This window comes from Nocardioides sp. 1609, from assembly GCF_004522105.1.
Lineage (GTDB): Bacteria > Actinomycetota > Actinomycetes > Propionibacteriales > Nocardioidaceae > Nocardioides.
Window position 1 is genome coordinate 38,045 of record NZ_SPUJ01000007.1, and the last position, 17,619, is coordinate 55,663.

The following is a 17,619-nucleotide window of genomic DNA, read 5'->3' on the forward strand; positions in this document are numbered from 1 at the left end:
GGGCTGGACCTCATGCGGTCGCCACCTCGAACGAGTCGACGAGGTCGAGCGCGGCCAGCGGCCGCGGCGCCGGGCCGGTCGTGAGGTGCAGCTCGGCGACGGCGTCGGCGAGGCGCACCAGCTGACCGGTGCACTGCGCGAGGAACGCCTCGAGGTTGGGCCGGGCCTCGCCGCCGATGGCGACCAGGGTGGCGATGTCGGTGCCGGCGAGCTCGTCGCGGAGGTCGGTCGCGAGCCGCTCGGGCCGGCTGGAGCCGGTGGAGGCCGGCAGCCGGGCCAGGTGCTCGAGGGCCCGGTCGAGGGCGAAGGCGAGCGAGCGCGGGTTGTCGGGGTCGGTGAGCAGCAGCTCCAGGACGCCGCCCGGGCGCACCGACCCGCGGTAGCGGCGCCGGTGGGTGACCGAGCTCTCGGCGGTCAGCAGGACGGCGTTCAGCACCTCGCGGTCGACGTCCATCCCCCGGCGGCGGGTCGTGGTCGGGCCCAGCAGGTGCACGACCTGGAGCGCCCGCTCGACGGAACGGCCGACGCCGATCATGTGCCAGCCGGGGTCGCGGAGCATGCTCGCGGTGATGCCCTGGAGCGCCAGGATGCCGGTGAGCATCCGGCCGGCGGACTCAGCGACCTGGTGGCTGTGGGTGCTGCGCTGGAGCACCTCCGCCGCCCGGTCGATGGTGCCGAGCGCCCGCCAGACGTCGAGGGAGAGCTGGTCGCGCACCCCGGAGCCGGCCCGCCGCAGCCCCTCCAGCGCGTGGGCGACCGAGCCGGCCCGGGCGCCGTCGAGCAGCACCGAGCGGAACTCGGCGTCGAGGTCGTCGAGCCCCGGCCCCGCGAGCAGGGCGACCGCGCCCATCATCACGTCGAGGCCGGCCGCACCGGTGGAGCGCGGGCGGTCGCGGAAGTCCTCGGCGAGGGTGTGCGCGGCGAGCACCAGGCGGAGCAGGTCCTCGGCGCGCTCGGCGTAGCGGCCGAACCAGAACATGTCCTCGAGGATCCGCGGCACCGTGCCGGTGCTGGCCCGGTTGTGGGTCATCGGCAGGACGTCGACCAGACCCTGGTCGGGCGCGCCCGGCTCGCTCTTGAGCACCCACAGGTCCTTGCTGCTCACCGACCGCCCGGAGTCGACGGAGCCGGCGGAGTCGACGGAGTCGCCAGAGCCGGTGGCGGCCTCGACGACGGTGACCAGCCCGCCGACCAGCGGCCGGTACGCCGAGCCGTAGCGCAGGGTGAAGGTCCGCAGGGTCAGCGGGCGCGCGGCGACCTGCCCCGGCGCCACCCACGTCGGCGACTGGGACAGCGTCAGGCGCTCCTGGCCGACGAAGCGGTGCGGGGCGGCGACGATCCGCTCGACCAGATCGCCGCGCGGCAGGTCGCCGGGACGAGACGACGGCGCGTCGAGCGCCAGCACCGTCAGGTCGTCGAGGTGGTCCAGGACGTGGCCGAGCCCGTCGGGGTCGCCGCACCACCAGGTCGGCACCGCCTCGAGCCGGAGCGGCTCGCCGAGCAGGGCCTCGCACATCGCCGGCATGTAGGGCAGCAGCCCGGGGTTCTCCAGGACGCCGGCGCCGAGGCCGTTGACCACGCGCACCCGACCGCGGCGCACCGCCTCGGCGAGGCCGGCGACGCCGAGCTGCGAGTCGCCGCGCAGCTCGAGGGGGTCGCTCCACGTCGCGTCGACGCGCCGCAGGATCACGTCGACCCGCTCGAGGCGTCCGAAGACCCGCATCTGGACCCAGCCGTCGCGCACCACCAGGTCGTTGCCCTGCACCAGCGGGAAGCCGAGCGCGGAGGCGATGAACGCCTGGTCGTAGGCCGTCTCGGACCGGCTGCCCGGGGTCAGGACGACGACGCGCGGGTCGGGCAGCTCGCCCTGGGCCGACTGCAGCAGCGCCGAGCGCAGCGCGCTGAAGAACGGCTCCATGCGGTGCAGGCCCGCCTCGCGGTACAGCTCGGGGAGCACCCGCGACAGCACCCGCCGGTTCTCCATCGCGTAGCCGAGCCCGGACGGCGCCTGGGCCCGGTCGCCGAGCACCCGCCACTCGCCCCGGTGGTCGCGGCCGAGGTCGGTGGCGGCCAGCACCAGCGGGCGCGGGTCGCGCGCCGAGGGCCGGGCGACGGACCGCACGAACCCGGGGTGCCCGAGGACGACGGCGGGCGGGAGCACGCCGTCGGACAGCAGCCGCTGCTCGCCGTACAGGTCGGCGAGCACGGCGTTAAGCAGCTCGGCCCGCTGGGCCAGCCCGACCTCGAGCCGGGTCCACTGGGCCGCGTCGAGGATCAGCGGCATCGGGTCGAGGCGCCAGTCGGCGGGGCGGGCGCCGCGCTCCCCGGACCGACCCGGCCGGGTGTAGGTGACGCCGTCGTCGGACAGCGCCCGCCGGATGTCGTCGTCGGCGCGGCGCAGGTCCTCGGGCCGCAGCCCGACCGCGACCTCGGCCAGCCCCCTCCACGGCGCCCGCAGCGCGCCGTCGGGACCGACGACCTCGTCGTAGCGCCCGGGCGCACCGCCCCCACCGTCGAGCGTGGGCTGGAGCACGCCGGCGGCGTACTCCCGCAGCACCGTCACGGCGCTAACCCTGACACGGACCGGCCCCCGCGCCCTCGGGGTGGTCTCGACTCGCGGTGACTCCGTCCCCGCGGCTCGACCAACGGAGACCCGCCCACCGCTGGTCGGGCCGGCGAGCATCAGCGAGCCGAGCCGAGACACCCACCGCTGGTCGAGCCGGCGAGCGTCAGCGAGCCGAGTCGAGACCCACCCACCGCTGGTCGAGCCGGCGAGCCTCAGCGAGCCGAGTCGAGACCCCTAGGCCCACACCACAGACCGCACCCCTCGCCGTGGTCTCGACTCGCGGTGACTCCGTCCCCGCGGCTCGACCAACGGAGCGACCCAACCCGCCGCTCGAGCCCCGGAGAGACAAGCCCACCGCTGGTCGAGCCGGCGAGCGTCAGCGAGCCGGGTCGAGACCCCCGGGCCCACACCACAGACCGCACCCTCGCAGTGGTCTCGACTCGCGGTGACTCCGTCCCCGCGGCTCGACCAACGGAGCGACCCAACCCGCCGCTCGAGCACCGGAGAGACCCGCGCACCGCTGGTCGAGCCGGCGAGCGCCAGCGAGCCGAGTCGAGACCCCCGGGCCGGGCCCCACAAACCGCACCCCGCGCAGTGGTCTCGACTCGCGGTGACTCCGTCCCCGCGGCTCGACCAACGGAGCGACCCAACCCCCCACGCGAGCCACGGAGAGACCCGCCCACCGCTGGTCGAGCCGGCGAGCGTCAGCGAGCCGAGTCGAGACCCCCGGGCCCCACACCACAGACCGCACCCTCGCCGTGGTCTCGACTCGCGGTGACTACGTCCCCGCGGCTCGACCAACGGAGAGCCCCCACCGCTGGTCGAGCCGGCGAGCGCCAGTGAGCCGAGTCGAGACCCCCGGGCCGGGCCCCACAGACCGCGCCCTCGCAGTGGTCTCGACTCGCGGTGACTCCGTCCCCGCGGCTCGACCAACGGAGACGCGGCTCGACCAACGGAGACGCGGCTCGACCGACGGAGACCCGCCAGTCCCCGCGGCTCGACCGCCGGAGCGGCCGAGGGGGGTGGAGGCGTCAGGTGCGGCGCAGGTCGAGGGTGTGGGGGTACTCGTCGGACGCGGCCGCCCGGCCGGCGCGGCGCAGCGCCTCGACGTCCAGGACGCCGGCAGTGTGACCGTGCGGCTCGAAGCGGCTGGCGCGGCGGGCCTCGGCCTCGTGGGCGTTGACCGGCGGGGCGTCGTACGAGCGGCCGCCGGGGTGGACGACGTGGTAGGTCGCGCCGCCGAGGCTGACGCCGGAGACGCCGTCCTGCACGGCGACGACGTCGAAGCGCAGCGGGGCGTGCACCTCGATGCTCGGGTGCAGCGCCGACGAGGGCTGCCACGCGCGGTAGCGGACGCCGGCGACGTGGCCGCCGGCGTGGCCGGGGCCGGCCGGGACCAGCGGGAGCGGGACGCCGTTGCAGGTGACGAGGTGCCGCGCCGGGTCGTAGCCGCGGACGGCGACCTGGAGCCGTTCGACCGAGCTGTCGACGTAGCGGGCGGTACCGGTGCCGGTGGCCTCCTCGCCGAGCACGTGCCACGGCTCGATCGCCTGACGCAGCTCGACCTCGACGCCGCCGGGGCGGGTGACCCCGATCCGCGGGAAGCGGAACTCGACGAACGGCGCCAGCCACTCCTCCTCGAAGGCGATCCCGGCCGCGCGCAGGTCGGCGACGACCTCGGCCACGTCGGCGGCCGCCCCGTGCGGGAGCAGCGCGTCCTCGTGCAAGCGGGTGCCCCAGCGCACGAGCGGTGCCCGCAACGGCTGCTCCCAGAACATCGCGACCAGGCTGCGCACGAGCAGCGCCTGGACCAGGGCCATCTGGGCGTGCGGCGGCATCTCGAAGCCGCGCAGCTCGAGCAGGCCGAGCCGGCCGCGCGAGGAGTCGGGGCTGTACAGCTTGTCGATGCAGAACTCGGCGCGGTGGGTGTTGCCCGTCAGGTCGGTGAGCAGGTGGCGCAGCGCCCGGTCGACCAGCCACGGCCTCGGCTCGAGGCCCTCGTCGTGCTGCTCGCGGACCAGCCGGTCGATCTCGGCGAAGGCGATCTCCATCTCGTACGTCGCCTCGGGACGGCCCTCGTCGAACCGGGGTGCCTGCGACGTCGGACCGACGAAGCGGCCGCTGAACAGGTAGGACAGCGACGGGTGCCGCTGCCAGTAGGTGATCAGGCTGACCAGCAGGTCGGGACGGCGCAGCAGCGGGCTGTCGACCGGCTCGCGCCCACCGAGCGTGAGGTGGTTGCCACCGCCGGTGCCGGTGTGGAGGCCGTCCAGGTCGAACTTCTCCGTGGTCAGCCCCGCGCGGCGGGCCTCGTCGTACAGCGTGGTGGTGAGGTCGCGCTGCTCGGCCCAGCTCGTCGTGGGCTGCACGTTGACCTCGATGACGCCGGGGTCGGGGGTCACGACGAGCTGGGTCAGCCGCGGGTCGGGCGGCGGGCCGTAGCCCTCGAGCACGACGGGGCAGCCGATCCGGCGCGCGGCGACCTCGACGAGCCGGAGCAGGTCGGCGTAGTCGTCGAGCCGGTCGGTCGGCGGCAGGAACACGTGGACGTGGCCGTCGCGGGCCTCCACGGCGAGCGCGGTGGTGCCCTCGTCGTCGGGGTCGACGACGGTCACGGACGGCACCCGCGGCTCCAGCGGCGGCCCGGCCTCGAGGTACGACGCCTCGCCCGCGAACGCCGGGTCGCGCCACGCGATCGCGTCGAGCGGCAGTCGGAGCCCGACGGCCGACGTGCCGGGGAGCAGCACGAGCCGACCGCGACGGAAGGTCCAGGCGGGGCTGGTCCACTCCTCGCCGGTGACGACGGGCAGCACCCAGCCGGTCGGGGTGTCGACGGCGGCGTCGAGGACGCCGAGCCCGTGCGCGTCGACCTTCTCGGCGGCGTCGTCGGGTCGGGCGCCGGCGGGCTGGCGGACCTCGGAGGCGAGCGCGGCGAGCGGGTCCTCGTAGGCCGGCAGCAGGTGCTCGGGGGGCAGCCCGAGCACCTTCGTGATGCGGCGGGCCAGCGCCTCGGCCTGCTCGACGGCGCCCGGGTCGGCGTCCGTCGGGGCGTCGGCCCACGGGTCCGAGAGCAGCGAGGGGTCCTGCCAGAGCGGGAGGCCGTCGGTGCGCCACTGGAGCGCGATGTTCCAGCGCGGCAGCGGCTCACCGGGGTACCACTTGCCCTGGCCGCGGTGCACGACCCCGCCGCGGGCGTAGGTCTCGCGCAGCCGCTCGGCGAGCCCGGCCGCGAGCGCGCGCTTCTCGGGGCCGTCGGCGTCGCTGTTCCACTGCGCGGTGGTGGCGTCGTCGCGGCTGACGAACGTGGGCTCGCCGCCCATCGTGAGCCGGACGTCGCCGTCGGTGAGCCGCTGGTCGACGGCCGCGCCGAGCGCGTCGACGCGCGCCCACTGCGAGTCGGAGTACGGCCGGGTGACGCGGGGGTCCTCGTGGACCCGGCGCACCTCGTTGTGGAAGGAGAAGGTGACCTCGACCGGGTCGGTGGCGCCGCTGATCGGCGCGGCGCTGCTCGGACGCGGCGTCGCGCTGAGCGGGATGTGCCCCTCGCCGGCGAACAGGCTCGACGTCGGGTCCATCCCGACCCAGCCGGCGCCCGGCAGGTAGACCTCGGCCCAGGCGTGCAGGTCGGTGAAGTCCGACGTCGGGCCGGACGGGCCGTCGAGGCCGACCATCGCGTCGGGGTCGGTGGTCAGCTGCACGAGGTAGCCCGACACGAACCGGGCCGCGAGGCCGTGCTGGCGCAGCAGCGCCACCAGGAGCCAGGCGCTGTCGCGGCAGCTCCCGATCCCCCGCGCCAGGGTCTCGTCGGGGGTCTGGACGCCGGCCTCCATCCGCACCGAGTAGGCGACCCCGGCATGGACGGCGGCGTTCAGCCCGGCGAGGAAGGTGATGATCGGGGTGCCGGCACCCGGGTCGGGCTGCGGCTGGGCGAGGCGGAACGCGTCGGCCGCGCCGGCGTCCTCGACGGGGCGCAGGTAGGGCGCGAGGTCGGCCGCGAGGGAGTCCTCGTAGGCGAAGGGGAAGTGCTCGGCGTACTCCTCGACGAAGAAGTCGAACGGGTTGATCACCATCAGGTCGGCGACGAGCCCGACCGTGATGTCGAGGGTCTTCACCTTCTCGGGGAAGACCAGCCGCGCGTTCCAGTTCCCGAACGGGTCCTGCTGCCAGTTGACGAAGTGGTTCCTCGGCTCGACGGTCAGCGAGTACGCCTCGATCGGCGTCCGGGTGTGCGGCGCGGGCCGCAGCCGGACGACGTGCGGTCCGACGTGCACGGGCTCGGCGAAGTCGTAGGTGGTCCGGTGCTCCAGGGCGACCTTGATCGACATGCCCCCACCCTGCCCGGTCCGCGTTGCCGGGCGGTAACGGCGTCCACGCCGGGGTCGGGGGCGCGCGCCCGCCCGGGCGGGTAACTCACCGTTGCGCGCACTTACCCGCCCGGACACGGGCGGGTAAGTCGTGCGAACGGTGAGTTACAGCCCCGGCCGCACCGACCGCAAAGAGATGATTGCAAATACTTCTTTGCGATCGTACCGTGGCGACGTGGACCTCACCTCGATCACTCCCGAACCGCACCAGCTCCGCGCCCTCGCGCACCCCGTCCGGCTCCGGATGCTGGGGATGCTGCGCATCGACGGGCCGGCGACGGCGACCTCATTGGCGACCCGGCTCGGGCTCAACAGCGGCGCGACCTCGTACCACCTGCGCCAGCTGGCCCAGCACGGGTTCGTGGTCGACGACGAGGAGCGCGGCAACGGGCGGGAGCGCTGGTGGAAGGCGGCGCACACCTCCACCCGGACGGCCGGCGGGCCGGCCGGCACCGAGGCCGGCGACAGTGCCGACGCGTTCCTCCAGGCGGCCGTCGTGGTCTACGCCGAGTGGCTGCAGCAGGCCGTCGAGGAGGGTCCGCTGCTCCCCGAGCCCTGGCGCGACGCGACGTCGTTCAACGACTGGATCCACCGGATCACGCCGACCCAGGCCGTGCGCCTGCGGCGGAGCATCGGCGAACTCATGGAGGCCCTCGAGGACGACGACGACCCCGACGCGCGCGCCGTCGTCGTCCAGGTCCACGTCTTCCCCCGCCCCGGCCAGGAGTACGACACCACGCCGGGGGCGGACCTGGCCGACCCGCCGTGAGGCGCCCGCTCTACGGCTGGCTGACCGCGGAGGCGCTCTCGCTCACCGGCACCCGGGTGTCGATGATCGCGATCCCGCTGTTCGTCCTCGAGCAGACCGGGAGCGCGACGCAGACCGGCCTGGTGGCGCTCGCCGAGATGCTGCCGCTGGTCGTCTTCAAGGTGCTCGGCGGACCGGTGATCGACCGGGTCGGCGCGCGCCGGGTGGCGATCACCTGCGACCTGCTCTCGCTCGTCGTGGTGGCCGCGATCCCGCTGCTGTTCGACCTCGGGCTGCTGTCGTTCCCCGGCTTCCTGGCCCTCGTGGCCGGTGCGGGGGCGCTGCGCGGGCCGGGCGACGGCGCCAAGGCCGCCATGGTGCCGGCCCTGGTCGCCTCGGCCGGGATCCCGATGGAGCGCGCGACCGGGCTCTCCGCGACCGTCGAGCGGACGGCGTCGATGCTGGGCGCCGGGCTGGCCGGCGTCCTCGTCGCGACCCTCGGCGCGCAGGACGCGCTGCTCGTCGACTCGCTCAGCTTCGGCCTGTCCGCGGTCGTGCTGGCCCGGGCGACGGCCGGCATCGAGCCCCGCACCGAGGCCGACCTCGCCGCCGGCCCCGCCGGCCCAGCCGACCCCGTCGACCCGCCGACCTACCTCGTCCAGCTCCGCGAGGGCTGGGACTTCCTGCGTCGCGACCCGCTGCTGCTCGGCATCTCGGTGATGGTCGCGGTGACCAACCTCCTCGACGCGGCGTGGTCCTCGGTGCTGATGCCGGTGTGGTCGATCGAGTCCGGCGAGGGCGCCGCCGCGCTCGGCCTGCTGTTCGCGGTGATGAGCGGCTCCTCGGCCCTCGGCGCCGCCTGCGCGGCGACGTTCGCGGCCCGGCTGCCCCGCTTCCGGACCTACCTGTTCGCGTTCCTCCTGTGCGGTCTCCCCCGCTTCGCCGTCTTCGTCGTGGACACCCCGATGGCCGGCGTCGTCGCGGTGTTCGTCGTCGCCGGGTTCGCCTCGGGGTTCATCAACCCGGTGCTGGGGGCGGTGGTTTTCGAGCGGATCCCCGCCCACCTCGTCGGCCGGGTCTCCTCGCTGACCAGCGCGATGTGCTGGGCCCTGATGCCGCTCGGCGGCCTGGTCGGCGGCGTCCTCTTCGACGCCGGGGGCCTGGCGGTGGCCATGGGCGCGTGCGGCGCCGCGTACCTGGCGGCCACGATGCTGCCCGCCGTCGACCCGCGCTGGCGCGAGATGGACCGGCGACCGGAGCGGGACACGACGTCCGCCGACGCGGCGGCGCACTGAGCCGGACGCCCACCCACCGCGCCCCCCGGGGCGCGGTGGTGGGTCAGCGCAGGGTCGCGGCGACCTCGATCAGCCGGTCGTTGGCCTCGACCTCGCCGATCGAGACGCGGACGCCGTCGCCGGCGAACGGGCGGACGGTGACGCCGACGGCGTCGGTCGCCGCGGCGAGCTCGCCGGCGCGGTCGCCGAGCGGGAACCACACGAAGTTGCCCTGGGCATCGGGGATGTCCCAGCCCTGGGCGAGCAGCGCGTCGCGCACGCGGGTGCGCTCGACGGCCAGCGCTTCGACCCGCTCGAGGAGCTCGGCCTCGGCGGCCAGCGACGCGATGGCGGCGGCCTGCGCGACCGCGGACACGCCGAACGGCAGCGACACCGCACGCAGGGCGGAGGCGATCGGGGCCTGGCTCACGGCGTACCCGACACGGAAGCCGGCCAGCCCGTAGGCCTTCGAGAACGTGCGGAACAGCACGACGTTGGGGTGCGCGCGGTAGGTCGCGACACCGTCGACGGCGTCGTCCATCCGCACGAACTCGAGGTAGGCCTCGTCGACGACCACCACGACGTGCTCGGGCACGCGGGCGAGGAAGTCGTCGAGCTCGGTCTGCGTGACGGCCGGGCCGGTGGGGTTGTTGGGGGTGCAGACCATGACGACGCGGGTCCGGTCGGTGATCGCGGCCGCCATGGCGGCCAGGTCGTGGCGGCCGTCGGCGAGGAGCGGCACCTGGACCGACGTGGCGGCGGCCGCCGTGACGGCGATCGGGTAGGCCTCGAAGGACCGCCACGCGTAGATCACCTCGTCGCCGGGCTCGCAGAACCCGGTGACGACCTGGTAGATCAGCCCGACCGACCCGGTGGCGGTCGCGAGGTCGTCGACCGGGACGCCGAGCCGCTCGGCGAGCGCGGCGTACAGCGCCACGCCGCCCATGTCGGGGTAGCGGTTCATCGTCGCCACGGCGGCCGAGGCGGCCTCGACGACGCCGGGCAGCGGCGGGTACGGGTTCTCGTTGCTGGAGAGCTTGTACGCCGTCGTCCCGGGCCGGGTGCTCGGCGGCTTCCCGGGGACGTAGGCGGGGATCCGGGCGATGTTCGCGCGCGGCTGCGGGTGGGCCATGCCACGAACGTTAGTGGGCGGCGTACCTCAGCAGGGCCACGCCCGTCGCGAAGGAGCGGGCCTCGAGCAGCCGCAGCCCGGACGCGCGGTGACCGTCGGGGAAGAGCCGGGTGCCGCGACCCTGCACGACGGGGTACACGAAGAGGCGGTACTCGTCGACGAGGTCCGCGCCGACCAGGACCGGCAGCAGGGTGAGGCTCCCGGTGCAGACGATGTCCCTGCCCGGACGGTCCTTCAGCGCCCGCACCTCCTCGACCACGTCGCCCCGCAGCACCGTGGAGTGCTGCCAGTCGAGGTCGTCGTCGGTCAGCGTGGAGGACACGACGTACTTCTCGACCCCGTTGAGGTAGTCGGAGATCCCGGTGGCGTCGTCCTCGAGGTCGCGCCAGTAGCCGCGGAAGTCGGTGAAGGTCTGCCGTCCCACGAGCAGGGCGTCGGCGGCGGCGTCCTGGCGGTGGTTCTCGGCCAGGAACTCCGGGTCGTCCACGCCCCGCTGGTCGTCGAACCAGTCGTCGAGCATCTGGATCGCGCCGTCGAGGGTGGTGTTCTGGGTGACGACGAGCCTGCGCTGATCAGTCATGGTTGGGACGACCGCGCCACGGCCGCAGAATCATCGCGAGCACGACCCCGAGGCCGACCCCGACGACCGCGCCGGTGACGTTGTCGATGATGTCGGTGACGTCGCACGCCCGGTCGATCCGGGCCAGCTCGAGCTGGGTCCACTCGATGGCGACGGAGTACGCCGCCAGCAGCGCCAGCCCGACCGGCACCAGCGCGAGCGCCGCCCTCCCGGCGCGGGCGGCGGCGACCACCAGGAGGGCGCCGGACGGCACGAAGACCACGGTGTTGAGCAGCCGCTGGCCGCCGGAGAAGATCCAGAACCCGTCCGGCGCCGGTCCGCCGATGTCCCACGAGCAGGTGCCGAGGCGCCCCTCGGCCGACACGATCCCGGGCGCCGCGGTGGCGGGCAGCAGGGTGATCAGCCCGATGATCGCGATCGACCAGAGCAGGCCGCCGACCGCGACGGCCGTCACCGGTCCGAGCCGCCCCGCCAGGACCAGGGCGACCAGGACGCAGACGACGCCGGCGACGAGGACGCCGACGAGCATGACGCCCACACCACCGACCGGGAACACCCGCGCGAGGCTACCCGGCGCCGGGGCCGCCGGGGTCGACCAGGAGGCCGGCGACGAGGTTCGCCATCAGCGGCTGGAGGAGCCCGGTCTCCGGGTCGTCCACCACCCGGTGGAGGCCGGACTGCTCGAGCATCGTGTATCCGTGCAGGGCGGTCCAGAGCTGACCGGCCACCGACGCCGGGTCGCCGCGGCGCACGACGCCGGCGTCCATCGCCCGGCGGACGCCGTCGACGAGCTGGTCGAACGCCGCCATCCCGACCTGCTGCTCCTCGTGGCTCAGCCGGAAGCTGCCGAGCGTCGTCGCGCCGAACATCACGGCGTACAGGTGCGGGTGGGCCAGGGCGTGGGCGCGGTACGCCGCGGCCATCGCGGCGAGGTCGGCGACCGGGTCGTCGGTGACCGGGACGGCGTCGACCCGGGCGTGCAGCCGGGCGAAGCCGTCGGCCACGATCGCGCGCACCAGGGCGGGCATGCCGCCGAAGTGCGTGTAGACGGCCATCGTCGACGTGCCGGCCTCGCGGGTCAGCCGGCGGGCGGTCAGCGCCGAGGGCCCCTCCTCGGCGAGGACGTCGGCGGCGACGTCGAGGAGGCGGCGGCGCAGGTCGGGCTCGTCGGACACCCTTGCCATGGTGCCATCACGGCGTTATGGTCCTCTGATAACACCGTTATGAGGAGCCGCCGTGACCCGGTACCTGCAGGACGAGTTCGCCCCCGTCACCGAGGAGGTCACCGCACTCGACCTCACCGTGACCGGCACCCTGCCGTCGCACCTCGACGGCCGCTACCTGCGGATCGGCCCCAACCCGTCGCAGGACCCCGCCACGCTCGCCGCCGAGGGCTACCACTGGTTCCTCGGCGAGGGCATGGTCCACGGCGTCCGCCTCGAGGACGGCCAGGCCCGGTGGTACCGCAACCGGTGGGTCCGCCCGAGGGAGGGCGACTTCGCACCCAACACGAACGTCGTGCAGCACGCCGGGCGCACGATGGCGCTGGTCGAGGCCGGCTCGCCGCCGTACGAGCTGACCGACGAGCTCGACACGGTCGGCCGCTGCGGCTTCGCAGGCGACCTCCGCGCGGGCTACACCGCCCACCCGCACGAGGATCCCGAGACCGGCGAGCTGCACGCGATCTCGTACTCCTGGACCCGCGGCAACCGGGTCGACTACTCCGTGCTCGACACCACCGGCGCGATCCGCCACCAGGTCGAGATCGAGGTGCACGGCAGCCCGATGATGCACGACTGCGCCCTCACCGAGCACCACGTCGTGGTCTACGACCTGCCGGTCACCTTCGACATCGACATGGTGGCCGGGAAGGTGCCCCGCCCGCTCCGGCTGCCGGCGCGGCTGGCGCTGAACCGCGTCGTCGGCCGCAACCCGGTCTCCGACCGGGTCGTCGAGGCGATGACGCGGGGCCGGGACGTGCCGACCCAGCTGCCGTACTCCTGGGACGACGACTACCCCGCCCGCATCGGGCTGCTCCCCCGCGACGCCGCCGACGGGTCGGCCGTGCGCTGGTTCGACATCGACCCCTGCTACGTCTTCCACACCCTCAACGCCTTCGAGGTCCCCGAGACCGGCGAGGTGGTGATCGACGCCGTCCGTCACGACCGGATGTTCGCGACCCGGTTCGACGGGCCGGACGAGGGGCCGGCCTCGCTCGTGCGCTTCACCCTCGACCTCGCCTCCGGCAAGGCCCGCGAGCACCGCTTCGACGAGCACTCCCAGGAGTTCCCGCGCCACGACGAGCGGCTCACCGGGCGGCGGCACCGCTACGGCTACACGGTCGGGTTCACCGACGGCCGGCTGGGCGACGCCGTCCTCAAGCACGACACGGTCACCGGCACCACCCGGGAGCGGCGGCTGGGCGCCGGCCGGCTCGCCGGCGAGATGACGTTCGTGCCGTCCTCGGCCGACGCGCCCGAGGACGACGGCGTCCTGATGGGCTACGTGCACGACCTGGCCCGCGGGCTCAGCGACCTGGTGGTGCTCGACGCCGGCACGCTCGAGGACGTCGCCACCGTGCACCTGCCCGGCCGGGTGCCGGCCGGCTTCCACGGCAGCTGGGCACCGACGGCCTAGGACTACTCCGGCGGGAGGACGACCTCGCCGCCGGGGACCAGCGGCAGGTCGCGGCCGAGGGTGATGTCGACGGGGTTGGTCAGGCAGCGGACGGAGCCGCCGCCCTTGTGGAACTCCGAGACGTCGACGACGACGACCTCGAAGCCCCACTCCTCGAGCCTGGCCCGCACCCGGTCCGGGCACGCCGGCATGACGACCGTGCGCCCCACGACCACGGAGTTGGCGCAGAACGTCGTCAGCGCCTCCTGCTCGGTGAGCACGAGGGGCTCGGGCACGAGGTCGAGCAGGGCCGCGGCCGAGGCGTCGTCGAGCGCGGCGGGGCAGACCAGCGCCCGGCGGTCGTCGAGCGGGCAGAAGGCCAGGTCGAGGTGGTACATGCCGGGGTGGGTGATCCGCAGGCCCCGGACCCGGACGCCGAGGTCGGTGGCCAAGTGCTTGAGGGCCAGCTCCTCGGTGCGGGGGCCGTAGCCGACCACCAGCGCGTCGCCGAAGGCGAACGCGTCGCCGGCCTCGAGGTGCGCGCCGACGCCGTCGCGGCCGACGTAGGACGTCGTGGAGCCGTGCTCGGCGAACCAGGCCTGCGCGGAGCGGGTCTCCATCCGCCGCTGCGGGTAGCGCATGTGCGACATCACCACGTGGGGCGCCGGCCCGTCGGGGCCGGGACGGACCACGCCGAGGCCAAGGTTCATCGCGTAGACCATGTCGGGGGCGTCAGACCGCTGCGGCAGCACGTCGACGACCGCACCGAGACCACGCAGGGTCCCGACCATGTCGTGCCACTGGCGCCACGCCAGTGGCGCGTCGGGCTGGACGTCGGTATCCATGAACGGGTTGATGGCGTAGTCGATCCTGAAGTGGGTCGGCTCGACGGCCACGTAGTGGCGACCCCAGTCCAGCTCGCTCATCGACACTCCCTCACGTTCGCCCGCGATTGTCAGACAATCTGACAACACCATGGTGACGCACGAACGCCCCGCAGACAAGCCGTCGACACCGCACGGCCGTCCCGACCCGGCATGATGGGCGCCATGAGCACCGCTGCCGGCCCCGTCGGGCCGTTCGCGACGCTCCACGTCGAGCACACCTCGACCGTCGACCGCGCCGCCGAGGAGCTGCGCCGGGCGATCTTCGAGGGCGACATCGAGAGCGGGACGGCGCTGCGCGAGGTGGCCCTGGCCGAGTCGCTCGGTGTCTCCCGCCCGACGATCCGCGAGGCGCTCGGCACCCTGGTCGCCGAGGGGCTCGCCACCCGCGAGCCGCACCGCGGTGTGCACGTCTCGACCCCGGAGGCCGGCTCGGTGCGCGACGTCTGCCGCGCGCGCTGGGTGCTGGAGGGCGCCGGCGTCGCGCGCTGGCTCGACGCCTCCGAGGAGGCCCGCGACCACGTCCGCACGTCGCTGCGGACCTACACCGACGCCGTCCGCGCCGAGGGCACCTACCAGTCGCTCAACGCGCTCCACCTCGCCTTCCACGTCTCGCTCGTCGGCCTCGCGGGCAGCCCGCGCCTGGTGGCGATGGCCGAGAACCTCGTCGTCGAGCTCAAGCTCGCGCTGGCCCAGGTCGAGCGGATCGCCCGCAACGCCCACGACCAGGCCGACTCCCACGTGGCGCTGGTCCGCCTCCTGGAGCACGACGACGTCGACGGCGCCCTCGCCTTCCTCCGGGCGCACCTCGACGACGCCGAGCACGAGATCATCGAGGCGCTCCGGCTCTGAGGCGCTGCCGACCTCACGACCACCGACCGGCGCCAGATCTGCCGACGGGCCCACCGCCCGACCTGCCAGACTCGTCCCATGCGGATCCTCCTCAGGCTGGTCACGACGGCACTCGGCGTGGCGGCGGCCGCCTGGTTCTTCGACGGCATCGCCTTCACCGGCGGGCCGAAGCAGGGCTGGGCCGAGGTCGAGCACAACCTCGTCCCGCTGCTGCTCGTCGCGGCGATCCTCGGCATCATCACGTCGTTCGTGAAGCCCCTGCTGACGTTCCTGTCGATCCCGCTGATCATCCTCACGCTGGGCCTGTTCCTGCTGGTCATCAATGCCGCCGTGCTGATGCTCACCGGCGCGCTGGCCGACGGGCTGGGCATCCCGTTCCGGGTCGACGGCTTCTGGACCGCGGTCGGCGGCGCGATCGTCATCACGCTGGTCACCTGGGTGGTCGACGGCGCGTTCGGCGAGCCCGACGACAGGCGATGAGCCTGCCCGCGCCCCGCGAGGCCGGCCGCTACCGCATCGGCCTCGTCTGCCTCGGCAACATCTGCCGCTCGCCGATGGCGCACGTCGTGCTCGACGCGAAGGTCGCGGCCGCCGGGCTCGCCGACGTCGTCACGGTCGCCAGCAGTGGCACCGGCGGCTGGCACGTCGGCAACCCGATGGACCCCCGGGCGGCCGCCACCCTCGCCGCCGCCGGCTACGACGGGAGCGACCACCGGGCGCGGCAGCTCGCCGCGACCTGGCGCGACGACCACGACCTGCTGCTGGCGATGGACGCGGCCAACCTGGCCGACATCGGCGGCGGCCCTGGCGACCCCGGCGGTACCGGCGGCCCGGGCGGTACCGACCGGGTGCGGCTGTTCCGGTCGTTCGACCCCGAGGATCGCGGCGCCGACGTCCCGGACCCGTACTACGGTGGGGACCGCGGATTCCAGGAGGTGCTGGCGATGGTCGAACGCTGCGGTGACGCGATCGTCTCCGACCTCGTCACGTCGCTGGGCCGATGACGCGGCAGCCCGGGCTCGCGCGCCGCGCCGAGGCCCTGCTGGACGCCGCGGTGGTCTCGACGGCCCCGGTGGCCGGCGGTGACGTCGCGACCGCCACCAAGCTCCGCCTCAGCAACGGCTCCACCGCGCTGATGAAGACGCTGTCGCAGGCCCCGGCGGGGTTCTTCGAGCAGGAGGCGCACGGGCTGCGCTGGCTCGCCGAGGTGCCCGGCGGCGTCCACGTGCCCGACGTGCTCGCCGTCGACGCCGACTGCCTGATCCTCGCCTGGGTCGAGCCGGGCCGCCCCACCGCCGACGACGCCGCGGCGTTCGGACGCCGGCTCGCCGCGACCCACGCCGCCGGCGCCCCGGCGCACGGCGCCGACCACGACGGCTTCATCGGGCGGCTGCCGCTCCCGCACCGCACGGCGTCCACGTGGGCGGAGTTCTACGCCGTCCGCCGGCTCCTCCCCTACGCCAAGCTCGCCCGCGACCGCGGCGCCCTCACCGCCGACGACGCCGCGGCGGTCGAGGCCGTCGTCCGGCGCCTGCCGGCGCTGGTGCCCGAGGAGCCGCCGGCCCGGCTGCACGGCGACCTCTGGAACGGCAACGTGCTCTGGGGTCTCGAGGGGCGGGCGTCGGTCATCGACCCCGCCGCGCACGGCGGCCACCGCGAGGTCGACCTCGCCATGCTCGCCCTCTTCGGCCTCCAGAACCTCCCGCGCGTCCTCGACGGCTACCAGGAGGTCGCCCCGCTCGCCGCCGGCTGGGAGGACCGGGTCGGCCTCTTCCAGCTCTTCCCGCTGCTCGTCCACGCCTGCCTCTTCGGCGGCGGGTACGGCGCCCGCGCGGCGGCGCTGGCACGCTCCTACGCCTGACTCTCAGACGCCGTTCAGGGCGCCGTGCCACAGTGTCGCTGTGTCTGCACCGTCCAAGCCGCGCGTGCTCGTCGTCGACGACGACAAGGCGGTCCGCGAGTCCCTGCGCCGTTCCCTAGAGTTCAACGGCTACGACGTCCACCTCGCCTCCGACGGCGCCGAGGCGCTCGCCGGGATCGGCGCGCTCGCTCCCGACGTCGTCGTGATGGACGTGATGATGCCGCGGCTCGACGGGCTCGAGGCCACCCGCGCCCTCCGCACCGCGGGCAACGACGTCCCGATCATCGTGCTCACCGCGCGCGACGCCGTCGGCGACCGCGTCGAGGGTCTCGACGCCGGCGCCGACGACTACCTCGCCAAGCCGTTCGCGCTGCCCGAGCTGCTCGCCCGGCTGCGCGCGCTGCTGCGCCGTGCCGTCCCGGTCGAGGGCGACGTCGAGGAGTCGCTGGTCTTCTCCGACCTCACCATGAACCTGGCCACCCGCGAGGTCCGCCGCGGCGACAGGGCGATCGACCTGACCCGCACCGAGTTCACCCTGCTGGAGCTGTTCCTGCGCCGGCCGCGCCGGGTGCTCGACCGCTCGTTCATCCTCGAGGAGGTCTGGGGCTACGACTTCCCCACGACGGCCAACTCGCTCGAGGTCTACGTCGGCTACCTGCGGCGCAAGACCGAGGCCGGCGAGGAGCCGCGCCTGCTGCACACCGTGCGAGGGGTCGGCTACGTGCTGAAGGAGTCGTGACCG

15 protein-coding genes are annotated in these 17,619 nt (G+C 74.5%); 8 read left to right on the forward strand and 7 right to left on the reverse strand.

All coding sequences use genetic code 11. The features are described 5' to 3' along the window. Positions 1 to 10: 10 nt before the first annotated feature. The gene (locus E4623_RS18850) at positions 11 to 2,563 is read right to left on the reverse strand and encodes a circularly permuted type 2 ATP-grasp protein (RefSeq protein WP_134768126.1); all 2,553 of its coding nucleotides are present in this window, start codon (positions 2,561 to 2,563) and stop codon (positions 11 to 13) included. A gap of 1,034 nt (positions 2,564 to 3,597) precedes the next feature. Further along, on the reverse strand, positions 3,598 to 6,891 hold the full coding sequence (locus E4623_RS18855) for a transglutaminase family protein (RefSeq protein ID WP_134768127.1): 3,294 nt from the start codon (positions 6,889 to 6,891) through the stop codon (positions 3,598 to 3,600). A 214-nt stretch (positions 6,892 to 7,105) separates the two neighbouring features. Here E4623_RS18855 and E4623_RS18860 point away from each other — a divergent pair, with 214 nt between their 5' ends. Beyond that, positions 7,106 to 7,699: a helix-turn-helix domain-containing protein gene (locus tag E4623_RS18860; RefSeq protein WP_167736757.1), complete on the forward strand. Its 594-nt coding sequence runs from the start codon at positions 7,106 to 7,108 to the stop codon at positions 7,697 to 7,699. Then, the gene (locus tag E4623_RS18865) at positions 7,696 to 8,973 is read left to right on the forward strand and encodes an MFS transporter (RefSeq protein WP_134768129.1); all 1,278 of its coding nucleotides are present in this window, start codon (positions 7,696 to 7,698) and stop codon (positions 8,971 to 8,973) included. Before E4623_RS18860 ends, E4623_RS18865 begins: the two co-directional genes overlap by 4 nt. A 43-nt stretch (positions 8,974 to 9,016) precedes the next feature. Here the strand turns inward: E4623_RS18865 and hisC are convergent, their stop codons facing one another. From hisC to E4623_RS18885, 4 genes are read right to left on the reverse strand one after another with little or no spacing between them, the layout of a single operon-like run. After that, positions 9,017 to 10,084, reverse strand: a complete 1,068-nt coding sequence (gene hisC / locus E4623_RS18870; protein WP_134768130.1) for a histidinol-phosphate transaminase — start codon at positions 10,082 to 10,084, stop codon at positions 9,017 to 9,019. A 10-nt stretch (positions 10,085 to 10,094) separates the two neighbouring features. Beyond that, complete coding sequence (locus E4623_RS18875; RefSeq protein ID WP_134768131.1) at positions 10,095 to 10,664, reverse strand: dihydrofolate reductase family protein; 570 nt, start codon at positions 10,662 to 10,664, stop codon at positions 10,095 to 10,097. Further along, positions 10,657 to 11,220, reverse strand: a complete 564-nt coding sequence (locus tag E4623_RS18880; protein ID WP_134768132.1) for a VanZ family protein — start codon at positions 11,218 to 11,220, stop codon at positions 10,657 to 10,659. The genes E4623_RS18875 and E4623_RS18880 overlap by 8 nt, the downstream gene beginning before the upstream one ends. A gap of 10 nt (positions 11,221 to 11,230) precedes the next feature. Continuing rightward, a complete protein-coding gene (locus tag E4623_RS18885; RefSeq protein ID WP_167736758.1) occupies positions 11,231 to 11,839 on the reverse strand; it encodes a TetR/AcrR family transcriptional regulator in 609 nt (202 codons plus the stop codon). Between the two features lie 61 nt (positions 11,840 to 11,900). On the opposite strand from E4623_RS18885, the gene E4623_RS18890 reads away from it, so the two are divergent. Then, positions 11,901 to 13,301, forward strand: coding sequence for a carotenoid oxygenase family protein (locus E4623_RS18890; RefSeq protein WP_134768134.1), 1,401 nt, complete (start codon positions 11,901 to 11,903; stop codon positions 13,299 to 13,301). Between the two features lie 2 nt (positions 13,302 to 13,303). On the opposite strand, the gene E4623_RS18895 is transcribed toward E4623_RS18890, so the two are convergent. Then, positions 13,304 to 14,206, reverse strand: a complete 903-nt coding sequence (locus E4623_RS18895; protein ID WP_134768135.1) for an arginine deiminase family protein — start codon at positions 14,204 to 14,206, stop codon at positions 13,304 to 13,306. Positions 14,207 to 14,329: 123 nt separating this feature from the next. On the opposite strand from E4623_RS18895, the gene E4623_RS18900 reads away from it, so the two are divergent. From E4623_RS18900 to E4623_RS18920, 5 genes are all read left to right on the forward strand, one after another. Beyond that, on the forward strand, positions 14,330 to 15,016 hold the full coding sequence (locus tag E4623_RS18900; protein ID WP_167736759.1) for a GntR family transcriptional regulator: 687 nt from the start codon (positions 14,330 to 14,332) through the stop codon (positions 15,014 to 15,016). A gap of 78 nt (positions 15,017 to 15,094) precedes the next feature. After that, on the forward strand, positions 15,095 to 15,496 hold the full coding sequence (locus E4623_RS18905) for a phage holin family protein (protein ID WP_134768137.1): 402 nt from the start codon (positions 15,095 to 15,097) through the stop codon (positions 15,494 to 15,496). After that, a complete protein-coding gene (locus E4623_RS18910) occupies positions 15,493 to 16,020 on the forward strand; it encodes a low molecular weight protein-tyrosine-phosphatase (RefSeq protein ID WP_134768138.1) in 528 nt (175 codons plus the stop codon). Before E4623_RS18905 ends, E4623_RS18910 begins: the two co-directional genes overlap by 4 nt. Continuing rightward, a complete protein-coding gene (locus E4623_RS18915; protein ID WP_134768139.1) occupies positions 16,017 to 16,877 on the forward strand; it encodes a fructosamine kinase family protein in 861 nt (286 codons plus the stop codon). Before E4623_RS18910 ends, E4623_RS18915 begins: the two co-directional genes overlap by 4 nt. A gap of 40 nt (positions 16,878 to 16,917) precedes the next feature. Next, positions 16,918 to 17,616, forward strand: a complete 699-nt coding sequence (locus tag E4623_RS18920; protein WP_167736760.1) for a response regulator transcription factor — start codon at positions 16,918 to 16,920, stop codon at positions 17,614 to 17,616. Positions 17,617 to 17,619 lie beyond the last annotated feature (3 nt).